Consider the following 18,293-nt stretch of genomic DNA (forward strand, 5'->3'; position numbering starts at 1 on the left):
AAATGTATTCTATTTCGTGTGTCTGCTGGACCAGGTCAGCGCGCCTTCAACCCTGCCTCGGCACTGAGGGTTTAATGCTCGCGCCACGTGAAAGGATCGACGTTGCCGCATTTTGCAATGTGTTGGAACACTCATCGCCGCAGATCAGCTATGACTCTTGCGATGCTGGCATTCGGCGTTTCGCTGGTGGTGCCGACAGCATCGGGTCAGGGCCTTCCGCGGCCACAGGTGATTCATAGTTCCGGCAACCCCATCCTGTCGGACGGCTCGTATTACTCTGCCGATCCTGCGCCGATGGTGGCAGGCGACACGCTATATATCCTCGCGGGGCGCGATGAGGCTGCGCCAGATCAGAACGATTTCGTGATGAACGAGTGGCAGGTGTTCGCAACGAAGAATGTTGAGTCACACGTGTGGCAGCATTACGCGAACTTCGCTCGGCCGGAGAACATCTTTGCGTGGTCGAAGCCTGGGCATGCGTACGCGGGGCAGATCGTGCAGGGACCGGATAAGCGTTTCTATCTCTACGCGCCGGTGCAGGAGGGCAAGCCGGAACATCGAGATCCTTTTGTGATTGGCGTTGCTGTTGCGGATAGCCCACTGGGGCCGTGGAAGGATGCGCATCCTGCAGGGCCGATCGTTTCGCAGTCTCTGCCTGAGTCGAACGACATTCAGAACATCGATCCTACCGTCATGGTCGACAAGGATGGACGGGTGTATCTGTACTGGGGGACCTTCGGCCAACTGCGTGGAGTCGAGCTTGAGCGCGATATGGTCACGCCCAAAGGGCCTGTGGTGAAGGTGCGGTCGTTGAAGGGATTCTTTGAAGCAGCGTGGTTGATGCGACGCAACGATACGTATTACATGATCTATGCCGATAACCAGACTGGACCAGACTCACCGTGTACGCCTGCTGTTTACCACGCCTGCATTGGGTATGGGACGGCGAGCTCGCCTCTTGGGCCATGGACCTATCAGGGCGTGATTCTTGATCCCGTCTCGTCGACCACATCCCATCCGGGAGCCATCGAGTTCAAAGGCAAGTGGTATCTCGTGTATCACACCGCAGACGCGAAGGGCGGTAATCACTTTCGTCGCAGTGTCGCGATCGACGAGATGGATTGGGACGACAGCGTGAAGCCCGCGCGCATCCTGAAGGTCAAGCCGACACATGAGCCGCAGCCGGAAGCGAAGCCCACACGCAATATCGCCATGGCAGCACATGCTTCCGCTTCGAATGAGCCGGTGCCGTTACAGTATTGGATCAAGGCTCTGAACGATGGCATCGTGCGGCCGAACCCGCTGCCGCCCGATATGTGGGGCAGCTGGTCTGGCCATAATCCTTCGAGCCAATGGATTCAGTACACCTGGGCGCAGCCGGTTACTTTGAACGGCACTCGGATCGTCTTCTGGAGCGATCATCCAGCAGGCTCCTCCGAGGGAGTCGCGCCGCCTGCAAGCTGGCATCTCGAGTACTGGAAAGAGGGTACCTGGGTTCCGGTCCCGAGAGCCGATGACTATCCCACAGGTCCGACTGGGACGTTTCTTGAGGTGAAGTTTCCGAGGATCCGGACGCAATGCCTCCGCGCTGTCTTCAAAGCTTCTGGAGGAGATGGTCACTTTGCCGCGGTGGCTGTTGAAGAGTGGGAAGCCCTCAGTCCTAAACCGATGTTGCCTTCGACGGGCGGCGAAGCTCCGACGAACGCTAACCCGTGTACTGCTCAGTGAAGCAAACAATATTCCTGCAAGGAGCATCCTGACGATGACGCAACGCCGCCGTTTCATCTTGAACCTTTTGCTGACGCTGCCTGTCGGAGCCGCGCTCCATGCGCAAGGCACGCTCGCTGACTACCAGCGCGCTCATGATCTTCAGAACAGGGTGAAAGATCTAGTAGTGAACGTACCTGGGCCTGCTCATTGGATCGGAGACTCGCATCACTTCTGGTATGCCCGCAGCGTAAAAGGCGGAACGGAGTACATGCTCGTCGATGCCGATGCTGCTGCGAAGACGGTGGCCTTCGATCATCAGCGGTTATCTGATGCAGTTTCGAAGGCTACAGGGAAACAGTACACGCCGGTGACGCTTCCGTTTCAGTCAGGGCTACCTCACGCTCCTGGAAGGTCTCGCGAAGGGGAAGGACAGACTGCGCCTCTTACTTTTCTCGACGATGAGAAGGCGCTGCAGTTTGGTCTCGCAGGGTCACTCTATCGGTGTGATCTTCAGGCGTATACGTGTGGCAAGACCGGCCTGATCGATGACGTGAATGGTGAGCATCGCCGGGCCAGCGAAGATCCCGCCTTGCAGAGTCCAAAGGCTATCGACTCGGAAGGTCCCGGCGGTGATCCTCACGATGGTCTTGCGTGGCAGCCGGCCGCGGGCAAGGATGACTCGGAACTCCATCGTGAAGCGCAACCGTGTGCTCCCCGTGCCGATGACATGGACGACAGGTCGGAGTTGCGTGCGGAGCATCTTGGTATGGGCGCACAGTTTCCGGGGCAGGCTCCCCCGCGGCCGCCAGAGGTCTGTGCGTCCTTTGACGGGAAGTGGGAGGCGTTTATTCAGGACTTCAATGTCTATCTCAAGCCTGTTGGCAAAGGGGACGCGGTCCGTCTGAGCTTCGATGGCACGGAGAACAATTACTACTCGCTGCGTAGCCTTGCGTGGTCGCCAGACTCGAAGAAGCTCGCTGCGTATCACACGCGCCCGGGCTTTGATCGCGAGATTACCTATATCGAATCGTCGCCTGCTGACCAGATACAACCGAAGCATATGACGATTGAATACGCGAAGCCCGGTGATCCGGTTGACGTTGCCTCACCAGTGCTCTTCGACGTCGCAACTCGTGCTGCAAAGGAGATTGACCACGCGCTGTTCCCGAACCCGTATGACCTGTCGCCTCCCGTCTGGTGGAAGGACGGTCGTGGCTTCACTTTCGAATACAACCAGCGTGGACATCAGACCTACAGGGTGATCGAGGTGGATGCAAATACGGCCCAGCCGCGAGCACTGATCGACGAAGAGTCACCGACGTTCTTCTACTATAGCGACCTTGGCCCCGGTCTGTCAGCGGGGCGCAAGTTCCGCTATGACGTCAACGATGGCAACGAAGTTATTTGGGCCTCCGAGCGTGATGGATGGGAGCACCTGTATCTGTATGACGGCCACACCGGCAAGCTGAAGAACCAGATCACGAAAGGGGACTGGCTGGTTCGCGAGGTCGTTTATGTGGATGAAGCGAAGCGCAAGATATGGTTTACCGCGGGCGGCTCCATTGCGAATCAGGATCCTTACTTTACGCAGTACTATCGCATCAACTTCGATGGCACCGGCTTGACACGGCTCACGGATGCGGACGGAATGCACACTGCGGTTTTCTCCAAAGACCGCAAGTTCTATGTAGATGCCTGGCAGCGTGTTGACCTGGCTCCAGTAGCGCAGCTACGTCGCAGTGAAGATCAGAAGATCGCACTCGAGCTCGAGAAGGGAGACACCTCAGCGTTGCGGGCAGCAGGATTCAAAGCTCCTGAAGTTTTTGTAGCGAAGGGACGAGATGGCAAGACGGATATATGGGGCACTATCACGCGACCGTTGAACTTCGACCCGAAGAAGAAATATCCCGTCATCGAAAATATTTACGCTGGCCCGCAGGGGTCCTTCGTGCCGAAGACGTTCAGTGCTTTGGCACCCGATCAGGCACTCGCGGAACTGGGTTTCGTCGTCGTGCATATCGACGGCATGGGCACCAGCAATCGGTCCAAAGCTTTCCATGACGTGGCTTGGAAGAATCTTGCGGATGCAGGTCTTCCCGATCGCATTCTCTGGCACAAGTCAGCGGCGGCGAAGTATCCCTACTACGACATCAGTCGTGTGGGCATCTTCGGTACCTCCGCCGGAGGTCAAAGCTCCATGGGCGCGATGCTATTTCACCCTGAGTTCTATAAGGTCGCTGTCACGAACAGTGGATGCCAGGACAACCGCATGGACAAGATGTGGTGGAACGAACAGTGGATGGGTTACCCGGTGGGGCCGCAGTATGCAGCGTCATCCAATGTGGATAATGCATCGAGGTTGCAGGGGCATGTGCTGATCATCGCAGGTGAGCTGGATAGCAATGTGGACCCGGCCTCATCGCTGCAGGTGGTCAATGCACTGGTCAAGGCCCACAAGCATTTCGACATGCTCTATATTCCGGGGCAGAACCACGGTGTCGGTGTCCTGTCAGACGAGCATTATCGCGACGACTACTTCGTGCACCATCTGCTTGGCGTGGAACCTCCAGACTGGAATAGAGTGAGGCTGACCGAAATCAAGTCAACAACGGAGTAGAGCGGCGCGACGATGGGTTGTCGTGTCATTACTGCGGTCCCCAAGCGTATGTGACGGTCTGATGCAGATTTTGTTCTACGGTACGCTCGATCACCCGTTCGGTTTGAAAGGAGCCGAAAGTCTTTGAGAGTGATCCGACGTTTTGTGAAAAGAAGGTGGGTGCAGAAGTGACGTCGGCGCTGCCGCCAGAAGCTATGGCGCTTTGGGTCGCCGGAGTCTGTGACAGGTTGTTGGTGCCGTCGATAAGCGAGGTGACGCGGAGATAAGGGTCTCGCTGCGTGGCGTGATTGAAGGTGGCGATGGAGGTAATGCCGGTGGAGAGCGATGCTTGCGGCCACTTGTTGGCGCGGTGAAGAAGCTCCATGAGAAGAGGTTGATCATCAGCCAACAGGATGATGCTGCCTTCCGTGGGTAGCGGAGCCACCGCAAAAAACAAGGAGCGCGCTCCCGTCAGCGCGTAGATCGTGGCACCTTGCTGCTTTGAGGATTGAAAACCGACTCCGATACCAGATACGGTGAGCGTGCCCTGCATTAACTGCTGGAGCGCGGACACTAACAGCTTCGGGTCTGCTGTACTGGCCGTATGTAAAGCGAGGGCGGATTGCATGGGTAGCCAGAGTGCGTCGCTTACAGGGGAGGACTTTGCTGTTGTGAGTGAGAGAGTGGCGTCCAGACCTGCGGAGCGCAGGACGTCCTCAAGCTCTGACGTGGACGCCGTGGGCGAAGCGGGCGGTAGAGCATCGATGCGTGTTTCAAGGTCTGCGGCGGAGCCATCGCCAAGAGTAGCGAGATCTGGATTGGGGGCGGATTTCGATTCGCCTGCAATGCTGTCGGTTGCTCCGAGGAGTTTCTGTTGAATCGTAACAACCGCGGCCGAAGAGTCCTGGGTTGCAATCACGTGCATGACGCCAGCGGTGGCCGGCGCGAGGTCAGCGAGGGCAGTGATATCGAAGGTCTGTGACTTGGTGGCTTCGGGAGACTTAGGAAGCAGGACGCGCTCTTCGCGGAAGCGACTGGATTCCAGATAGAGGTCGGACGCGGCGGCACGAAACTGTTTCATCCAGGTGACATTGCGCTGTATCCAGTAACTGCGGAAGTGCGGATCGGGAACGATGCGATCCAGGTTGAGCACCATGTGGAGGGCCGGGGAGATCTTTTCAGCGGGCAGAGCGGCGGTGGCATCGTGAAACCAAGGCTCTTGTTGAATAGAGTTTGCCGGCGACGTCGCGGCGAGCAGCGTTAGGGCGTTGGCGATGAGATCTTCGCGTGTGGAAAGCAGGAGAAGATCTCCCGATGGTGAGGGAACGAGTGCAAACGCAACAGTACTGTAATCGCTACCTGAGTTGCGGATGTAGAAATCGGAGTTGCCTGCATGACGTCGTTGAAAGCTGCCGCGTGCCTGGAGTAGCTGCGACTTTTCGGCTTGCTGCGCTGGGATGTGAGTGATGTAAAGGAACTCAAGCTTACCGATGTCGTACCAGGCGAAGACGGATTCCTTGCCTGCGACTTCGTGGAGCAAATCGCCGTCTACCGGGATGCCAGCCGCGGTTTCGAAGCTGGTTTGTGCATCACCAAGTCTGCCGAGGAGTCGCGAGTTCTGGAAGACGGCATAGTTATCGGAGGCGAGCCAGGACTTACTCTCGGCGGAGTCTGACCAACGCTTGAGGAGTGACGCGAAGTCTGGCGACTCGATAGTGAGAAGTGCATCCTGGGGCACGTAGGCGGTGAGCGAAGGGGCAGCCTTCGAACGCTGCCCTGTTTTGATCTGATAGGCGATGGCACTGAGTGAGGTAACAAGCAGGAGCGCAATTGCGATACGAGCTCTCATCGAGGTGTCTCCTGATGAAGCGTGGCGGCTGTGAGGCGAGGTCGTACCTGATTTGGCTGGCCGAGAGACTCGTGCAGGTCCGGCTGTCGAAGTCTGTTGCGAAGCGTGAGCAGGACTTGCGTCTTGAGCTCATCGCGGCGCTGAAGCAGGTCGGGCGGAGGGGCGTCTTTGGTGAGTTTGAGCGCAAGCTCGGTGTAGGCAAGAGCTTGCTCGATGTCGCCGTCGCGTTGATGAGCGGAGGCAACTACCAGGGCGACGCGAAGGCGCGTGGGCAGGTCGAGAGTTTCGATGAATGATGGGAAGGTGGCGGCTACAAGCGGAACGTCGCCGGAAGATTCGGAGTTTGCAACATAGCTCGGCGCGCGTGTCTCGTCGGGGACTGGAGTGGCATCGCGGTCTTCAGCAGGCAAGGACGAGTTGGTGTTGCTGACTCCACCCTGGATTGAGTCGAACACGGCGAGTGTGGATGGTGAAGCAGCAGAGCCTGATGGAAGGATTAGCAGATCGATACGGGCGTGATCGCTTGCGTAGCCAATTGGCTGAATTGCTATGGCCTCACGCAAGAGCAGTGAGCGATCGGCTGCAGAGGTCGAAGACATAGTTGCGATTGCGATGCGGGCCTGGAAGAAGTAGGGCTGGCGAGCGGCTTCCTTGGTTGTGTGGCGTGCGAGGAGATGGAGCTCTTTGCTACCGAGATCGGTGGCCTGCGAGGTCAGGGGTGAGATGGCGGCTGCGGCTTGCGCACGAAGGTCATACGGAGCGGTGGCGTCACGCGCGATACCGATCAGGGTCGCCAGGGCCTGCTCGCGCGCGTTGGAGGCGAGCAAAGCCTTGGCCAGACGAAGACGATAGGCGGCGTTCCACGGCGTTGAGCTCACGAGCGATTGCAGGAACGGCACAGCCTCGGCAGGGTGATCATTCTTCTCAAGTAGAGAGGCTGCAGCGTCCGCAGGGTCCGAGGGATTCAATGTGGCTTCATCTGTTTGCTCCTGGTTGAAGGCGCTCGTCGCGCTGCCCGCATTGTCGTCGCGGAAGAGGGTGAGTTGATGCAGCAGAGTGAGCGCGCCAGGTAGATCGGCGGTGTCGAGTCTCAGCAAGGCGAGAGCCAGGAAATCGGTGGAGGTGAGGCTGTCGTTCTGTCGCTTGTAATTGAAGACAAACTCCTGCAAAGGAAGGATCGCGGCAGGTTCGGGTTTGTAGCTTTGGGTTGCGGTCAGCAGTTCGTGCAGAGCGGAATCGAGAGCTTCCTTCGGCGCAGAGTCGGGGTTCGAGCGCCAGATGTCAAGGAGAGCAGGCAAATGACCCGAGCGCGTTGCCAGTACGACGCGATCTATGGCTGCGCTGCTGGAGTCTTTGTCTGCAAGAGTGTCGAATAGACTCTGCGCCTTCGCGATCTGATTGTGTGCCACGTAGAGGTCGATGAGCTTCAGTTGATTGTGTAGAAGAGGATTCTCAGAGCTTGAAGCATTCTGAGGATGCGTACGCTCAAGCTGAAGCAGATGAAGCAGGAGCTGTTCAGCTGACTCGTCACCAAGCCAGCTCGCGCCTTCCAGATCGCGGAGCACCTCTTCAGTGTCGGCGGCGGAGTTCGTGACAGTGAAGATATGCTGGATGCCCGTCCCTTGAGAATCGGAGGCTTGATAGAGTGCCTTGAGAATTTCGTTCGAGCGATAGGTGCCGTTTTTTGCGAGATAGAGCGCGACGATACCGCTGAGCGCAGGTTGCACAGTTGAGATGAGGTGCATTTGACCGAGATGTCGTGTGACGGATTCGAGGGAGGTGAACCAGGACTCCGGGTACTCTGCATGCTGTTGCATGGCGGAGAGTATGGAGAGCGCATTGTGCCAATGAAGAAGAGCTTCTTCTCTACGGTTAGCCTGAACGAGATTTGTGGCGAGTTCGTCTTCGATCGCCGCATTGGCGGGCTCAATTTCGAGTGCGTGGTTGTACTCGGCGATGGCGGAGTCGATGTGACCAAGGTCGATGTAGGTGCGTGCCAGTTCGAGGTACGGCTGTGCTGCCTGAGGCGAGCCTTCAAGCTCCGCAGAGAGAAGGTCTTCGGCATCGCGGTGGGGGCCGTTGCCATTGGAAGCCGTGGCGAGATAGATGCCGAAGCGGCTGGCATAGTAGAAGAAGAGATCACCGGTAAGTTGCTGCTTTGGATCAGCAGGAGCGACGAGCCGAGCGGCGATGGTAGTTTCGGTGTCGAGCGCATTGTCGAAGTCGTTGAGAGCCGCGGGCGAGGTGGACGGACCAGCGAAGTACGTATGGACGAGAGATGCCGAAGCAGGTGTCCAGACGGGCTCGAGGGTTTGGCCGCGACGCGTGACGGCAGCGAGAGCTTGCGCTTCTGTGCCGTGAGCCACGGCGTAGTTGAGAGCGGCGTCAGCTAGTCCAGTATCCTTATTGGCTGCGACCGCAAGCAACGCGTCTGTGCTGTGGTGCAGTAATAGGGAGAAGAGGCGTTCGCGCAGCTGGGTCACGTTGCCGAGAACGAGCGATCGATCGAGCCGAGTTTCGTTTACGATATCGCCGGCATCGCGGTAGGCCTGCGCAGCCTGGGTTTGCACGGGCAGACGCAGCTTAGGGTGTAGACGCAGCGAGTAGGCTTCGAGCGTAGAGCCGAGATCGTCGAATTGAAGGCGATGGCTTTGCAGCGCGACGTAGGACTGGAAATCCGCACGCGCAAGATTGCCTGTGATAAGGCGCTGTTTGCGCCAGGCGGCCTCGCGGTCTACAAGGCCTGAGGCCGTAGCGACTTGTAGGGCAAGCTCCGGGTTAGCACCGGGCTTCGCTGGTTCGTGAAGTGCGTCGAGTAGCGTAGCGAAGGTCTGCTTCTGCTCCGGCGTGTAGTAGGTCTGAACGGCTTGCCCAAGCGCGATGACGGCGACGCGCAAATTGCGTTCGGCCGCCTCACGATGTTGCTTTACAAAATTCTTTCGGAAGTCAGCGGCCTCGTCCTCTGAGATATTCTGGCGTGCCAACTCGGCTATCAGTACGGAAGGCGAGACGGCGGACAGCTCCGCATCTTTGCGCGCTCTGGTCAGCGTGGCAAGCGCCAGATCCGCGTGTCCAGCTCGCGTGTAGATGCGCGCGTATATGGCAGCACCGAGTTGAGGCTCAGGATAAACAGAGACGGAGGGTGGCGTAAGCAGGTCAGAGCCTGCGACAGCCGCCCCTTGATCGGCGAAGGTTCGGGCCTCTGCAAGCATGTTCCATTGATTTAATTTCGCGGCAACGATGAAGAGGTCGGCGGCGCTGCGCGTGTGTCCGTCGAGGTACGCGGCTTGTAGAGCTTTTACGGCATCGGCATGACGATTTTGGCGCGCGCGCAATTCGGCGAGACGCACCATCCATGCGGGGTCGTGATAGCTGAGGACGTAGAGGCGCTCGAAGTCCGCAGCGGCGTGGTCCAATTCGGAAGGGTTGGATTGACTTAGCTGCAGGGCGATCTCGGCGTGGGCTGAGTAGAGATCGATACGGTCCTTGCGAATGTTGATCGCAAGCGCGTAGGCGGCTTCGGCTGCGGGGAGATCGCCGAAGGTGGCTTGTGCGCGAGCCAGGAGGATCATGAAACGGGAGTCACGCGGCGACTGCTTGATGGTGGTATTGAGGAAGTCGATGAGCTGTGACTGACGGTTGTGTTGCAAGGCGTAGAGTGCCGCTTCCTGTTCAAGACCGGAGTCTTCAGGGAATGCAGAGAGCAACGCGATGTATTGATCGGTGGCACCTTCGAAGTCGTTGAGGCGGCCGAGCGCGGGGATGAGTCCGCGTCGAAGCAGAGCGATGTTCTGTTTGCGCGCCTCTGCAGTCACGCCCGGTGTTTTATGCGCGGCATCGAGTTGGGCGAGATAGAACTGTTTGAGCCCCTGATCGTCGTGAGCACGCGCGTAGCTGGTGGCGATGACATCGAGTACGCGCGCATCGTATGGAGTGCTGGCGAGCAAACCCAGGGCGAGCGAACGTGCCTGCGCGGTATCGTTGGCTTCGTTGGCATGCACGGCGGCTTCGAGCGTGAAGTCGCGGGCGAGTGTGAGGGTAGCGAGCTTCGCAGCTCCGAGCAGGGTGGCGATGGCTCGGCTTTGCTGGTTCGTACGCGTATAGAAGTCGGTGGTCGCGCGCACGACTCCGAGGATGCGCGGGTTGGCTGCATGGACAATCTCGATGATGCGACCGGAGGCAGCCATGTCGTTGTGAGATTCGAGGGAGCGCGCGAGCGTGTACTGAAGCTGCATTTTCTGCACGGGGTCAGGCGTTAGCTGGACTTCCTTGGTGAGCGCGCGCTCGTAGACAGCGGTCAAGTTTCGCCCCTGTGCAAGCACGCCGATGGCAGCGGCCTCGTCAAGTGTAGATGTGTGACCGAGAGCCTGGTCGAAGAGGCTACTGAGCTGTGGTCCTAACTCTGGCTCATGATGCTGTGCGGCGAGGACGTCAGCGCGGAGCGTGAGCGCGGCGGTGTTCGAGGGGTTATCGGCAACGGCCTTCGCCGTCGCCGCATCTACACTTCCGCGAGTCGAAGTGCGAGTCGCCAGTTGAATCAGACGTGCGTGCGATTCCTCGGAGCCGAAAAAGCTTTGTGCGGCAGAGCGGAGGTTACTGTCGGCAGCATCGGATGGAGGTTTGAGCCAAGCCTCGACTGTTCCGAAACCTGAATCGAAGTGTTGATTGATTTCAATGGGGTGGATGAAGGCGTTGGTGTACTCGTTGATCGCAGCCGCGAGGTTATGACGATTCTCTTCGATGGCTCCCGCCTCATAGCCGAAGAGGCTCGGTGCATGGAAACGTGCGCGTGCTGTGGTGACGTCGTTGAGCGCAGCATCGAACTGGAAATAATCCCAAAAGATGGTGGAGCTAGTGAGAAAACCTTGCGTGGAGCCGGGATGAAGTTCGGGAATGCGATGCCAGAAAGGCGCGGCGGCCGCGAGATCCTCTCCTCCATTGCTGGTGGCTTCGGCGTAGAGATCGCCAAGCGTGGCGAGGCGATCGGGGCTATCGGGGGTAAATGACAGAAGGTTCTTCTCCAGCGTGACGGCACGTGACGTAGAGGAGGTCGTGGGGTCGAGATAGGCCTGAGAGCGATACAGCGAGATGGCGCGGTCGCCGATGTCAGCGTCACCGGGATAGAGATCAGCGACAGAGCTGAGGAGAGGTGTGGCCTGCTCGAAGTGCGAGGTGAAGATATAGAGCTCGGCAAGTTCGCGAAGCGCGGCTGGGTTGTTTCTCGCTGCTTCGGTTGGATGGAGGGCTTCCAGCTGCGAGAGTTCAGTCTGAAGTTTGCCGGTGCGGCTGAGATACGTGACGAACTCGTCGCGCAGCTCAGTGGATGTCCACCACTGATTACGCAGGAGCGATTCATACGCAGCGTTGTCGCGCGTGACTGGGGCCTGATAGGCGGTCAGAAGGTTTCGTGTGAAGACGAGGTCGTGAGGGAATCGCTTGGCTGCGTAGAGATTCAGTTGGAAAGCGAGTTGCGGCCCGATGGGCTCCGCAGTGTTTACGTTTGCGAAGAACGCGTCGAGGTCAGTGCCGGAGAAGATGTCCGTGACCTTTCTTGTGAGGGAGGCGAAGTCTTCTCGTTTGCGCTCGCGAAGGTACGCGCGAGCGAGCTTGTCATAGAGTCCAGTTTGCTGGAACTTCGCGATGGCCTGCTGATAGACCCGTTCCTGCTCGGCAGAAAGATTGTTCTGCTGCATTAAGTTGGCTAGCCGTTCATACAGGAGCGGGTCATTTGGATTGTGATCAAGCTGCGTTCGCAGGACTGCAAGTGCCCGTGGGAGCTGTCCGGTGGATGCGAGGCGACCAAGATAGCGGTCGAGCACAGCAGCGTATGCCGCGCCTTCAGGAAGAGACTTGCGAGACGGCAACTCGGCCAGAGGTTGCGCCTGGATCGTGCGCGAAGCACCAGCGTTAGCGTCGACAGATTCAGGGTCCTGCACGCCTATGGTGACGTCGATCGATCCAGGCACGGATTGAGTCGGAGGCGTGGTTGAGGAGGACGTGAGAGGAAGCCCGTGGGTCTTTGCCGCGAGATCGTTCAACTGCGATTCGTAGAGCGAGAACTCGTCCTCGGTATCATTCTCTCGTGCGTAGGCGTCGGCCATGAGCATGACTACATCCTGACGCTCGGCCATCGATGAAAACGCAGCGAGGTATGTCTTGCCCTGCGATAAAACGAGGTTGGGCTCGCCATACTGCGCGATCGCTTGCACCAGTTTCGCGTGAAGGGCTGCACGTTGAGGAGCATTGGGGAAACGTTGATCCAGTTGTGCCAATAGCTCGGCTGCTTTAGAGCGATGGAAGTAACTTTGAGCCTTGGCATTCTCGGCGCGGTACTCGCTGGCGGGATCCTCGCCGTTGAGCCACAGTGAAAGAATGCCGTTCCAATAGCCGGGGCCTTGATCGAGCGTAGCAATGTCTTTATAGAGCGTAAGGTTTTGTGCACCGATAGCCAGCGGCTGATCGGGTGCGTCGAGCAGTACCTCGATAAGACCCGCCAGGCCAACCTGCGCCGCTGGCTCGCCGTCAGGAAGGTTTCCTGCTGTCGACGCGAGAGCATAGTCGTAGCGCGCTGTTTCAGAGTAGCTGTGAACCAGGCTGCTGAGCTTGGCAAGGGTATCGAGATCGACGGCCGTCCAGGTGCCGTGGCGAGCATCACGGTCGATGCGAAAGGTCTCGACGGCCTGCTGTGCGTCATCGGTGCGTCCGGCCTGCTGCTCATAGTAGAAGATGCGAGCGAGTGCATTCAGGGCTTCCGGCCCATCAAAATGAGTCGCAAGTCTTTCTCGCGCTGCGGCTAGGAATGCACGTTGCTGATGCGTCTGTTCGAGCAGAGCGAAATAGGATTGCACAAGCTCAGCAGGCCAAAGCGGCTGGAACGACGTGTCGTATAGCGCGAGCGCCGCTGCGGCGTTGTTGCGGCGCAATCCCAATAGAGCGCGGGCGCGCATGGGAAAGATGTTGTCAGTCGGGAACTGGCGCTCGTAGCGCGCGATTAGAGTAGATGCGCCATTCCAATCCTTCTCGTCCAGCTGAAAGCGTATATCCGCCGCGTACACGGCAGGTTGATCCGGGTAACGCGCGAGGAAAGTGTCGAAGGTGGAGGCGGTTTGTGTTGCAGGGAGATTCTGCCGATAGATGGTTCCGAGGATTCGCTCGAAGGCTTTCCAGGAACGTTGATCGCCGGGCTTGAGATACTCCTCAGAGGCAACGGGCGGAGCAGTTGCTACTTCGGTCAGCGTGGCTATTTCTTGTACGCTCATTAAGCGACGTTCGTAGAAGTCTGCCAGCTCGAGCCGCGCTGCGATGGGGTCGTGAGCGTGAGTTACATTGAGCTTCCAGTCGGCCTCAGCAGCATTGGAGTTGAGGGCCTGTTCCTCGGCGCGCGCCTTCAGTTCGTACAACTCGGCCTCGTCCGGGTGTGCGCTGATCTGTTGCGCGAGCTCGGACTGTGCTTCTTTCGGAGGCCGAGGGTAAGTTATCTTCGCGGCAGGAAGTTGCATCACGCGATAGAGTGCGGACTCGATTGTGGATGCACCGACGATGTGCTGCATCCATGGTGGCAGCGTGGCGTCGGCTTTGGCGCCCGCAAAGACTGTGCAGAGGACTGCCGAACCGATGGCGAATCGGCGCACTCGGCTTGTTGCATCAGGGGATGACATCGAGCGATACCTCCTGACTGCCGAGGTTGTGGGCAACATCTTCCGCTGTAACCGTAAGGGTGTAGCGACCTATAGCTAGATCAGAGGGTACAGAGAGGACGCCCGTGTTAGTTTGAGCGCGCGCATTCCAATGCAGGCTGGCTGGTGCGATGCCTTCCATGTGCGCTGTGAGGTTGCGCGTTGAAGCAGAGGCTGAGGCGCGGATTTCGATGGACTCACCGCGATGCACGCTGCTGCGCGGCAGCTGGACCTTCACTGTGGGAGGTGTGCTGGCGATGACGAAGGTCTTGGCTTCGGTGTAGGTGTTACCGTGTGTGTCGCGAAGGACCAGCCGCACGTTGTAAGTGCCGTCTTTCATCTCGGGTGGAGCGAGGAAGCGGGTCTCCCAGAGGCGATTGGCGCTGTCGCCTGGGGCCTTCAAGTCTTCGCTGGAGAGATGACGAAGCGGCTTGATGAGGCCGAAAGGGAAGATCGCAATGACAGAGTCGATGGCTACATCGGTACGGACGCGAAGGACAGGATCGCCGGGACGAATCACACGCGGGCGCAGCAATGAGCGCGGCACGGCCAGAAAGCTGGTGTAGGGTGTTACGAACTTGTAGCGACGCGAGAGTCGAATGATCTCATCGATGGCAGCCGCGGATTCGCCTTCGCTGTCGATCTCCGCGAGCAGCGCATTGACACGGGCCTGCGCCCACAGCCGAGGCAGTTGAGGATGAGAGAGATCTGTCTCGGGCAGTGCGATCTGCGCGGATGCGGTGACGGGTGCGCCATCGCGTGTGGCTCTTACCGTGAAGCCAACAGGCTTTGAGGCCGGACGATACTGGCCGACCCATTGGGCGAGAGAGCCGGGATAGACAGCGTCATCGAGTGGGTAGATCAGTGAGGTCTCTGCGGCGTTGATTGGATTGAGCGTAACGCCGGTGAGGGGATTGCGCGTGAGCTTCGAGGCCCAGGACTGCAGGTGAACATCGACGGGTTCGGTCGAGAGCACTGCTTCAAGAAAGCCGCCGTTTTGGGCGAGCTTGCGAAGGAGTGATGTATTGGCGTCGTCACCGACAGCGAAGACATCGGTCTGCGGTGAGTGTGGCGATTGTTTCCAGAGTGCGGTGTAGCGCGCGGCGATTTTGCTGTCCAGGACAGTCTCTCCGCGGTCGGAGCCACCGTCGGTAAAGAGGGCTATGGATGTGCCCGCTTGCGTCGATTGCTTGAGAGCTGCAGTAAGTGCTTTGAGTAGGTCGGTTCCACCGCGCAGTCTGCTGGAGCGGACAAACTCAAGCGCGTCGTGGATCGAGTCTGCTGTGGCTGCGAACGGCTCCGGCTTATAGAGCGTGACATCCTGATTGAAGAGGATGACGTTGAAGCGATCGCCGGGATGCAGCGTGCGCAGTGTGGTTTCGAAGGCGGCGTAGCTTCGCTCCAGCTTGTCCCACTGCATGGACAGAGAGTTATCGAATAGCAGGATGACGGTGCGTGGCTGCGAGGTGGTGTCTTTGCTGCCGGGGTCGGCGACCAACAACTGCGCCTTGAAGAAGCCTGGTTCCGGGGCAGTTGGATGCTTAGTTGCAACGGGTTCGCTGTTGCCTGGCAGTGGCTGGTGGGGATCGCGATGGGTGATGACCTCCAGCGTGTCGGCAGATGTGTGCGATAGAAGCCAGTTTGCCGAGAAGTCTTCATCGAGCGACAGGTTGGTCGCGCTGAAGGTGGCCTCGATGGTGTGAGGATCGTTCGTGTTGAGTGCCAGCGGATAGAGCTTCGAGGGAGCGGTGAAGGCCTCAAAACCATGGGCTGAGTGCAGGGTGTAGCGAAGCGAGAACGTATGAACTGCCTGCTGCTCCCCGGCATCCGGTTTTAGAGACAGAAAGAAGGCCTGCTTGAAGTTGGAGGTCGATAAACGCTGATGGTAATCGATCTCCAGTCGTTTGGTGCCATACGCAGGAATGGGTACGATCTTGGCTGTAAACAGAGAACTTTCCTGCGGGTTGCTGTCGTCGCGCTCGCTGGCTTCGAGCAGGCCGGGATCGATGGCCTGCATCCGCGCCTCGTCGTAGACCTGCTCGGCTCGCTTGCGTTCGAGGATGACGGCAGGGATGCGCACCGGGCCATCCCAGACCGCGAAGTCGGAGACTGTCGAGCCGCTCGGGAGGGCGAAGCGATAAGTCCCTTCCTGCACCTTGTCGGTGTGGTTGCTGAAGATCTGGACGATCGAAACATGAGCATCGCCGTTATCGATCGTGACGTTCACGCGCATCTCTTCGAGCGACAGGATGGAGGGATCGGGTGACTGCTTATCTGCAGGGATAAGCGTACCTGTCGCTGCGTGACCAGCCATGCAGAGGAACAAAAGCAGCGCGAACATTGCGGTCTTCATGGCAGGTTGGCCTCCGCCATACGGACGAGACCATTTTCTGTGCCGATGTAGACCTGTCCGTCGCGGGCTGCGAAGGCTGTCACGTTGAGTGAGGGCAAGCCCGCGTTGATGGCGCTCCAGCGACCAGTTGTATTGGAGTACACCAGCATTCCGTGACCCAGTGTGCCTGCGTAGAGGTGCGTTGCGGTGGCAAAGAGCGCGTTGGGATTGATCACCAGATTCCTTGGAGTGTTGGCAGGGAGTTCAATGGAAGAAAAATGGTCCTGGCTGTCGAGCGTGGTGAGACCCGCGCCGTAGGTGCCGACGAGAAACTTGTGGTCGGGCAGCGGAAGCAGCGCGGTTATCCAGTTATGCTTCAGTGCCGAATTGCTGACGGTAAGGTTGCGCTGGATCTTGCCCCCGTTGAGGATGGAGAGTCCGCCGAGCGTTCCTGCGAGAAGCTGCCCGGAGGAGGCCAGAGCGTAGACGTGGTTGTTGACTAGTCCCTGGAAGGCGTACAGACTCTCGGCACCTGCGGGTCCGAGGAAGGTGATGCCTGCTGGTGTTGCGAGCACCGTACCTGAGTTGGTAAACGCTACGTCGGTGACGTGGTCGGAGATGAGACCATCGCGCCGCATCAGCGTCTGTCGAGGAGTTCCATGGCTGTCGAAGAGGACGAGTCCGTCCGCTGTCGCGGCGGCTATGGTCTGGCGCGCAGGATCGAGAGCGAGGCGGTTGATACAGAAGAGGTGATCGTCTTCAAGGTGACGGATCGAGCCCTTTGAACTCAGCAGGTCGATACCGTGATCGAAGTAGCCGATATATAGAGTGCCGTCGGGAGCGAAGGCCAGAGCGGAGATGTTGCGGTCGGTCAATGCTGGCGAGGTCGCAGTCAGCGCTATCGTCCAGCCATTGTCTGAATTGCGGAGGAGTTGACCGTCGGAGAGCGCATAGAGCGAACCCGGTGCTGCAAGTAAGGCGTCGATTCGTTGCGGGACAGTTGCTGCAGAACCGAGAGAGAGCGAGATATTGTGGAGGTGCGGTCGATTGTCGAGCGGGATCGGCTGGATGCCTTGATCGAGAGTGCCGATGAAAAGCTGCTGGTCGTCGACTGCAAGAGTGTGGCTGAATAGGCCTTTGCCCAATGTGCGCAGCGCTCGGACAGGCTGCGCCGATAGGTCGAGCTCGGCGGTGCCTACGGGTGTTCCCACGAAAGAGTGCAGCGATTTTGGTGAGAGGACGATGGATTCGATCTCGTTATCGGGCAAACCGCTGGCAGTTGTGATCTGCTCGACCGTGCCCGCATGGCTGTAGAAAACGCCGGCGTTGCGGGTGCCGATGAGGAACGAAGAGGCGTCGATGGCAGCGAGGGCAGTAATCTGCAAGGATGACGGATTGATGGCAGGCAGAGAGAAGCGCAGCGGTACGAGAGAGTTTCCGTTATAGAGCAGAACCCCGTGGTTTCGTGTGCCGAGGAGCAGATCTCCAGTGGGTAGAGCGGCTATGGAGGTGAGATCGCGAGCTTCAGGGTTATCGGGCAGCAGTTGACGAAGCGTTGGCGCGCCGTCTGCGTTTGTTTCCAGCAGAAGCAGGCCTGCTCCGCTGGTGGCGAAGAGGAGTTGAGGCCCGCTGGTTCCGCGCAGATGACCGCTGGCGGCATTGACGATGGGCGAGACTGGAAGTTCGAAGCCGGTGCGCAATGCGAGCCTAGAAGTTCCATCCGCAGCGACGATAGAGAGACCTGTCGGTCCAGTGAGATACAGATTGCCTGCAAGGAAAGCGCCGCTGGTGTAATGCGGCTGCGAGCCCAGAAGCTCAGAGGTCGCGTTTGATGTGTGTTGCGTGTCGAGCGTGCGAAGCGTGAAGGCGAGTTTATCTTGGCTGGAGATGGTTTGTGACGCTCGCGTGAGCGCGCGGTGAACGCGAAATACGACTGCTCCAGCGAAGACGAGGATCAAGACGAGAGGAATGGCCACAAGCCAGAGGCGCTTGGCCTTTGCGTCTCCGCCAGCGGCGTGCGGGTAGTTCATTGCGACTGCATTCCCCCATCTCGCACCGAAGTCGGTGATGAAGATGACGAAAGCTTAGCACGGTCTTAGCGACAGAAATTAACTCTTGCGAGCAATCTGA

6 protein-coding genes are annotated in these 18,293 nt (G+C 58.7%); 2 read left to right on the top strand and 4 right to left on the bottom strand.

The window, feature by feature from the left end:
* The first annotated feature begins 150 nt into the window (after positions 1–150).
* Together OHL14_RS10510 and OHL14_RS10515 are read left to right on the top strand one after the other, a co-directional pair.
* Positions 151–1,728, top strand: a complete 1,578-nt coding sequence (locus tag OHL14_RS10510; protein ID WP_263379297.1) for a family 43 glycosylhydrolase — start codon at positions 151–153, stop codon at positions 1,726–1,728.
* 34 nt (positions 1,729–1,762) lie between these two features.
* Positions 1,763–4,327, top strand: coding sequence for a S9 family peptidase (locus tag OHL14_RS10515; protein WP_263379298.1), 2,565 nt, complete (start codon positions 1,763–1,765; stop codon positions 4,325–4,327).
* A gap of 28 nt (positions 4,328–4,355) precedes the next feature.
* Here the strand turns inward: OHL14_RS10515 and OHL14_RS10520 are convergent, their stop codons facing one another.
* From OHL14_RS10520 to OHL14_RS10535, 4 genes are read right to left on the bottom strand one after another with little or no spacing between them, the layout of a single operon-like run.
* Positions 4,356–6,155: a hypothetical protein gene (locus OHL14_RS10520; RefSeq protein ID WP_263379299.1), complete on the bottom strand. Its 1,800-nt coding sequence runs from the start codon at positions 6,153–6,155 to the stop codon at positions 4,356–4,358.
* Positions 6,152–13,813 carry a hypothetical protein gene (locus OHL14_RS10525; RefSeq protein WP_263379300.1) on the bottom strand — a complete coding sequence of 2,554 codons (7,662 nt, stop codon included), beginning with the start codon at positions 13,811–13,813 and terminating at the stop codon, positions 6,152–6,154. Before OHL14_RS10525 ends, OHL14_RS10520 begins: the two co-directional genes overlap by 4 nt.
* Positions 13,800–16,184: a VIT and vWA domain-containing protein gene (locus tag OHL14_RS10530; RefSeq protein ID WP_263379301.1), complete on the bottom strand. Its 2,385-nt coding sequence runs from the start codon at positions 16,182–16,184 to the stop codon at positions 13,800–13,802. Before OHL14_RS10530 ends, OHL14_RS10525 begins: the two co-directional genes overlap by 14 nt.
* Positions 16,181–18,193 (bottom strand): ligand-binding sensor domain-containing protein, encoded by a 2,013-nt coding sequence (locus tag OHL14_RS10535; protein WP_263379302.1) that lies wholly within the window; start codon positions 18,191–18,193, stop codon positions 16,181–16,183. Before OHL14_RS10535 ends, OHL14_RS10530 begins: the two co-directional genes overlap by 4 nt.
* Positions 18,194–18,293: the final 100 nt, after the last annotated feature.

It is taken from the genome of Granulicella paludicola (genome assembly GCF_025685545.1).
Taxonomy (GTDB): domain Bacteria; phylum Acidobacteriota; class Terriglobia; order Terriglobales; family Acidobacteriaceae; genus Granulicella; species Granulicella paludicola.

What these genes read in the sequence shown, in the direction of transcription:
- OHL14_RS10520 (WP_263379299.1), bottom strand. Translation starts at nt 6,155, where the DNA reads ATGAGAGCTCGTATCGCAATTGCGCTCCTGCTTGTTACCTCACTCAGT.
- OHL14_RS10515 (WP_263379298.1), top strand. Translation starts at nt 1,763, where the DNA reads ATGACGCAACGCCGCCGTTTCATCTTGAACCTTTTGCTGACGCTGCCT.
- OHL14_RS10530 (WP_263379301.1), bottom strand. Translation starts at nt 16,184, where the DNA reads ATGAAGACCGCAATGTTCGCGCTGCTTTTGTTCCTCTGCATGGCTGGT.
- OHL14_RS10535 (WP_263379302.1), bottom strand. Translation starts at nt 18,193, where the DNA reads ATGAACTACCCGCACGCCGCTGGCGGAGACGCAAAGGCCAAGCGCCTC.
- OHL14_RS10510 (WP_263379297.1), top strand. Translation starts at nt 151, where the DNA reads ATGACTCTTGCGATGCTGGCATTCGGCGTTTCGCTGGTGGTGCCGACA.
- OHL14_RS10525 (WP_263379300.1), bottom strand. Translation starts at nt 13,813, where the DNA reads ATGTCATCCCCTGATGCAACAAGCCGAGTGCGCCGATTCGCCATCGGT.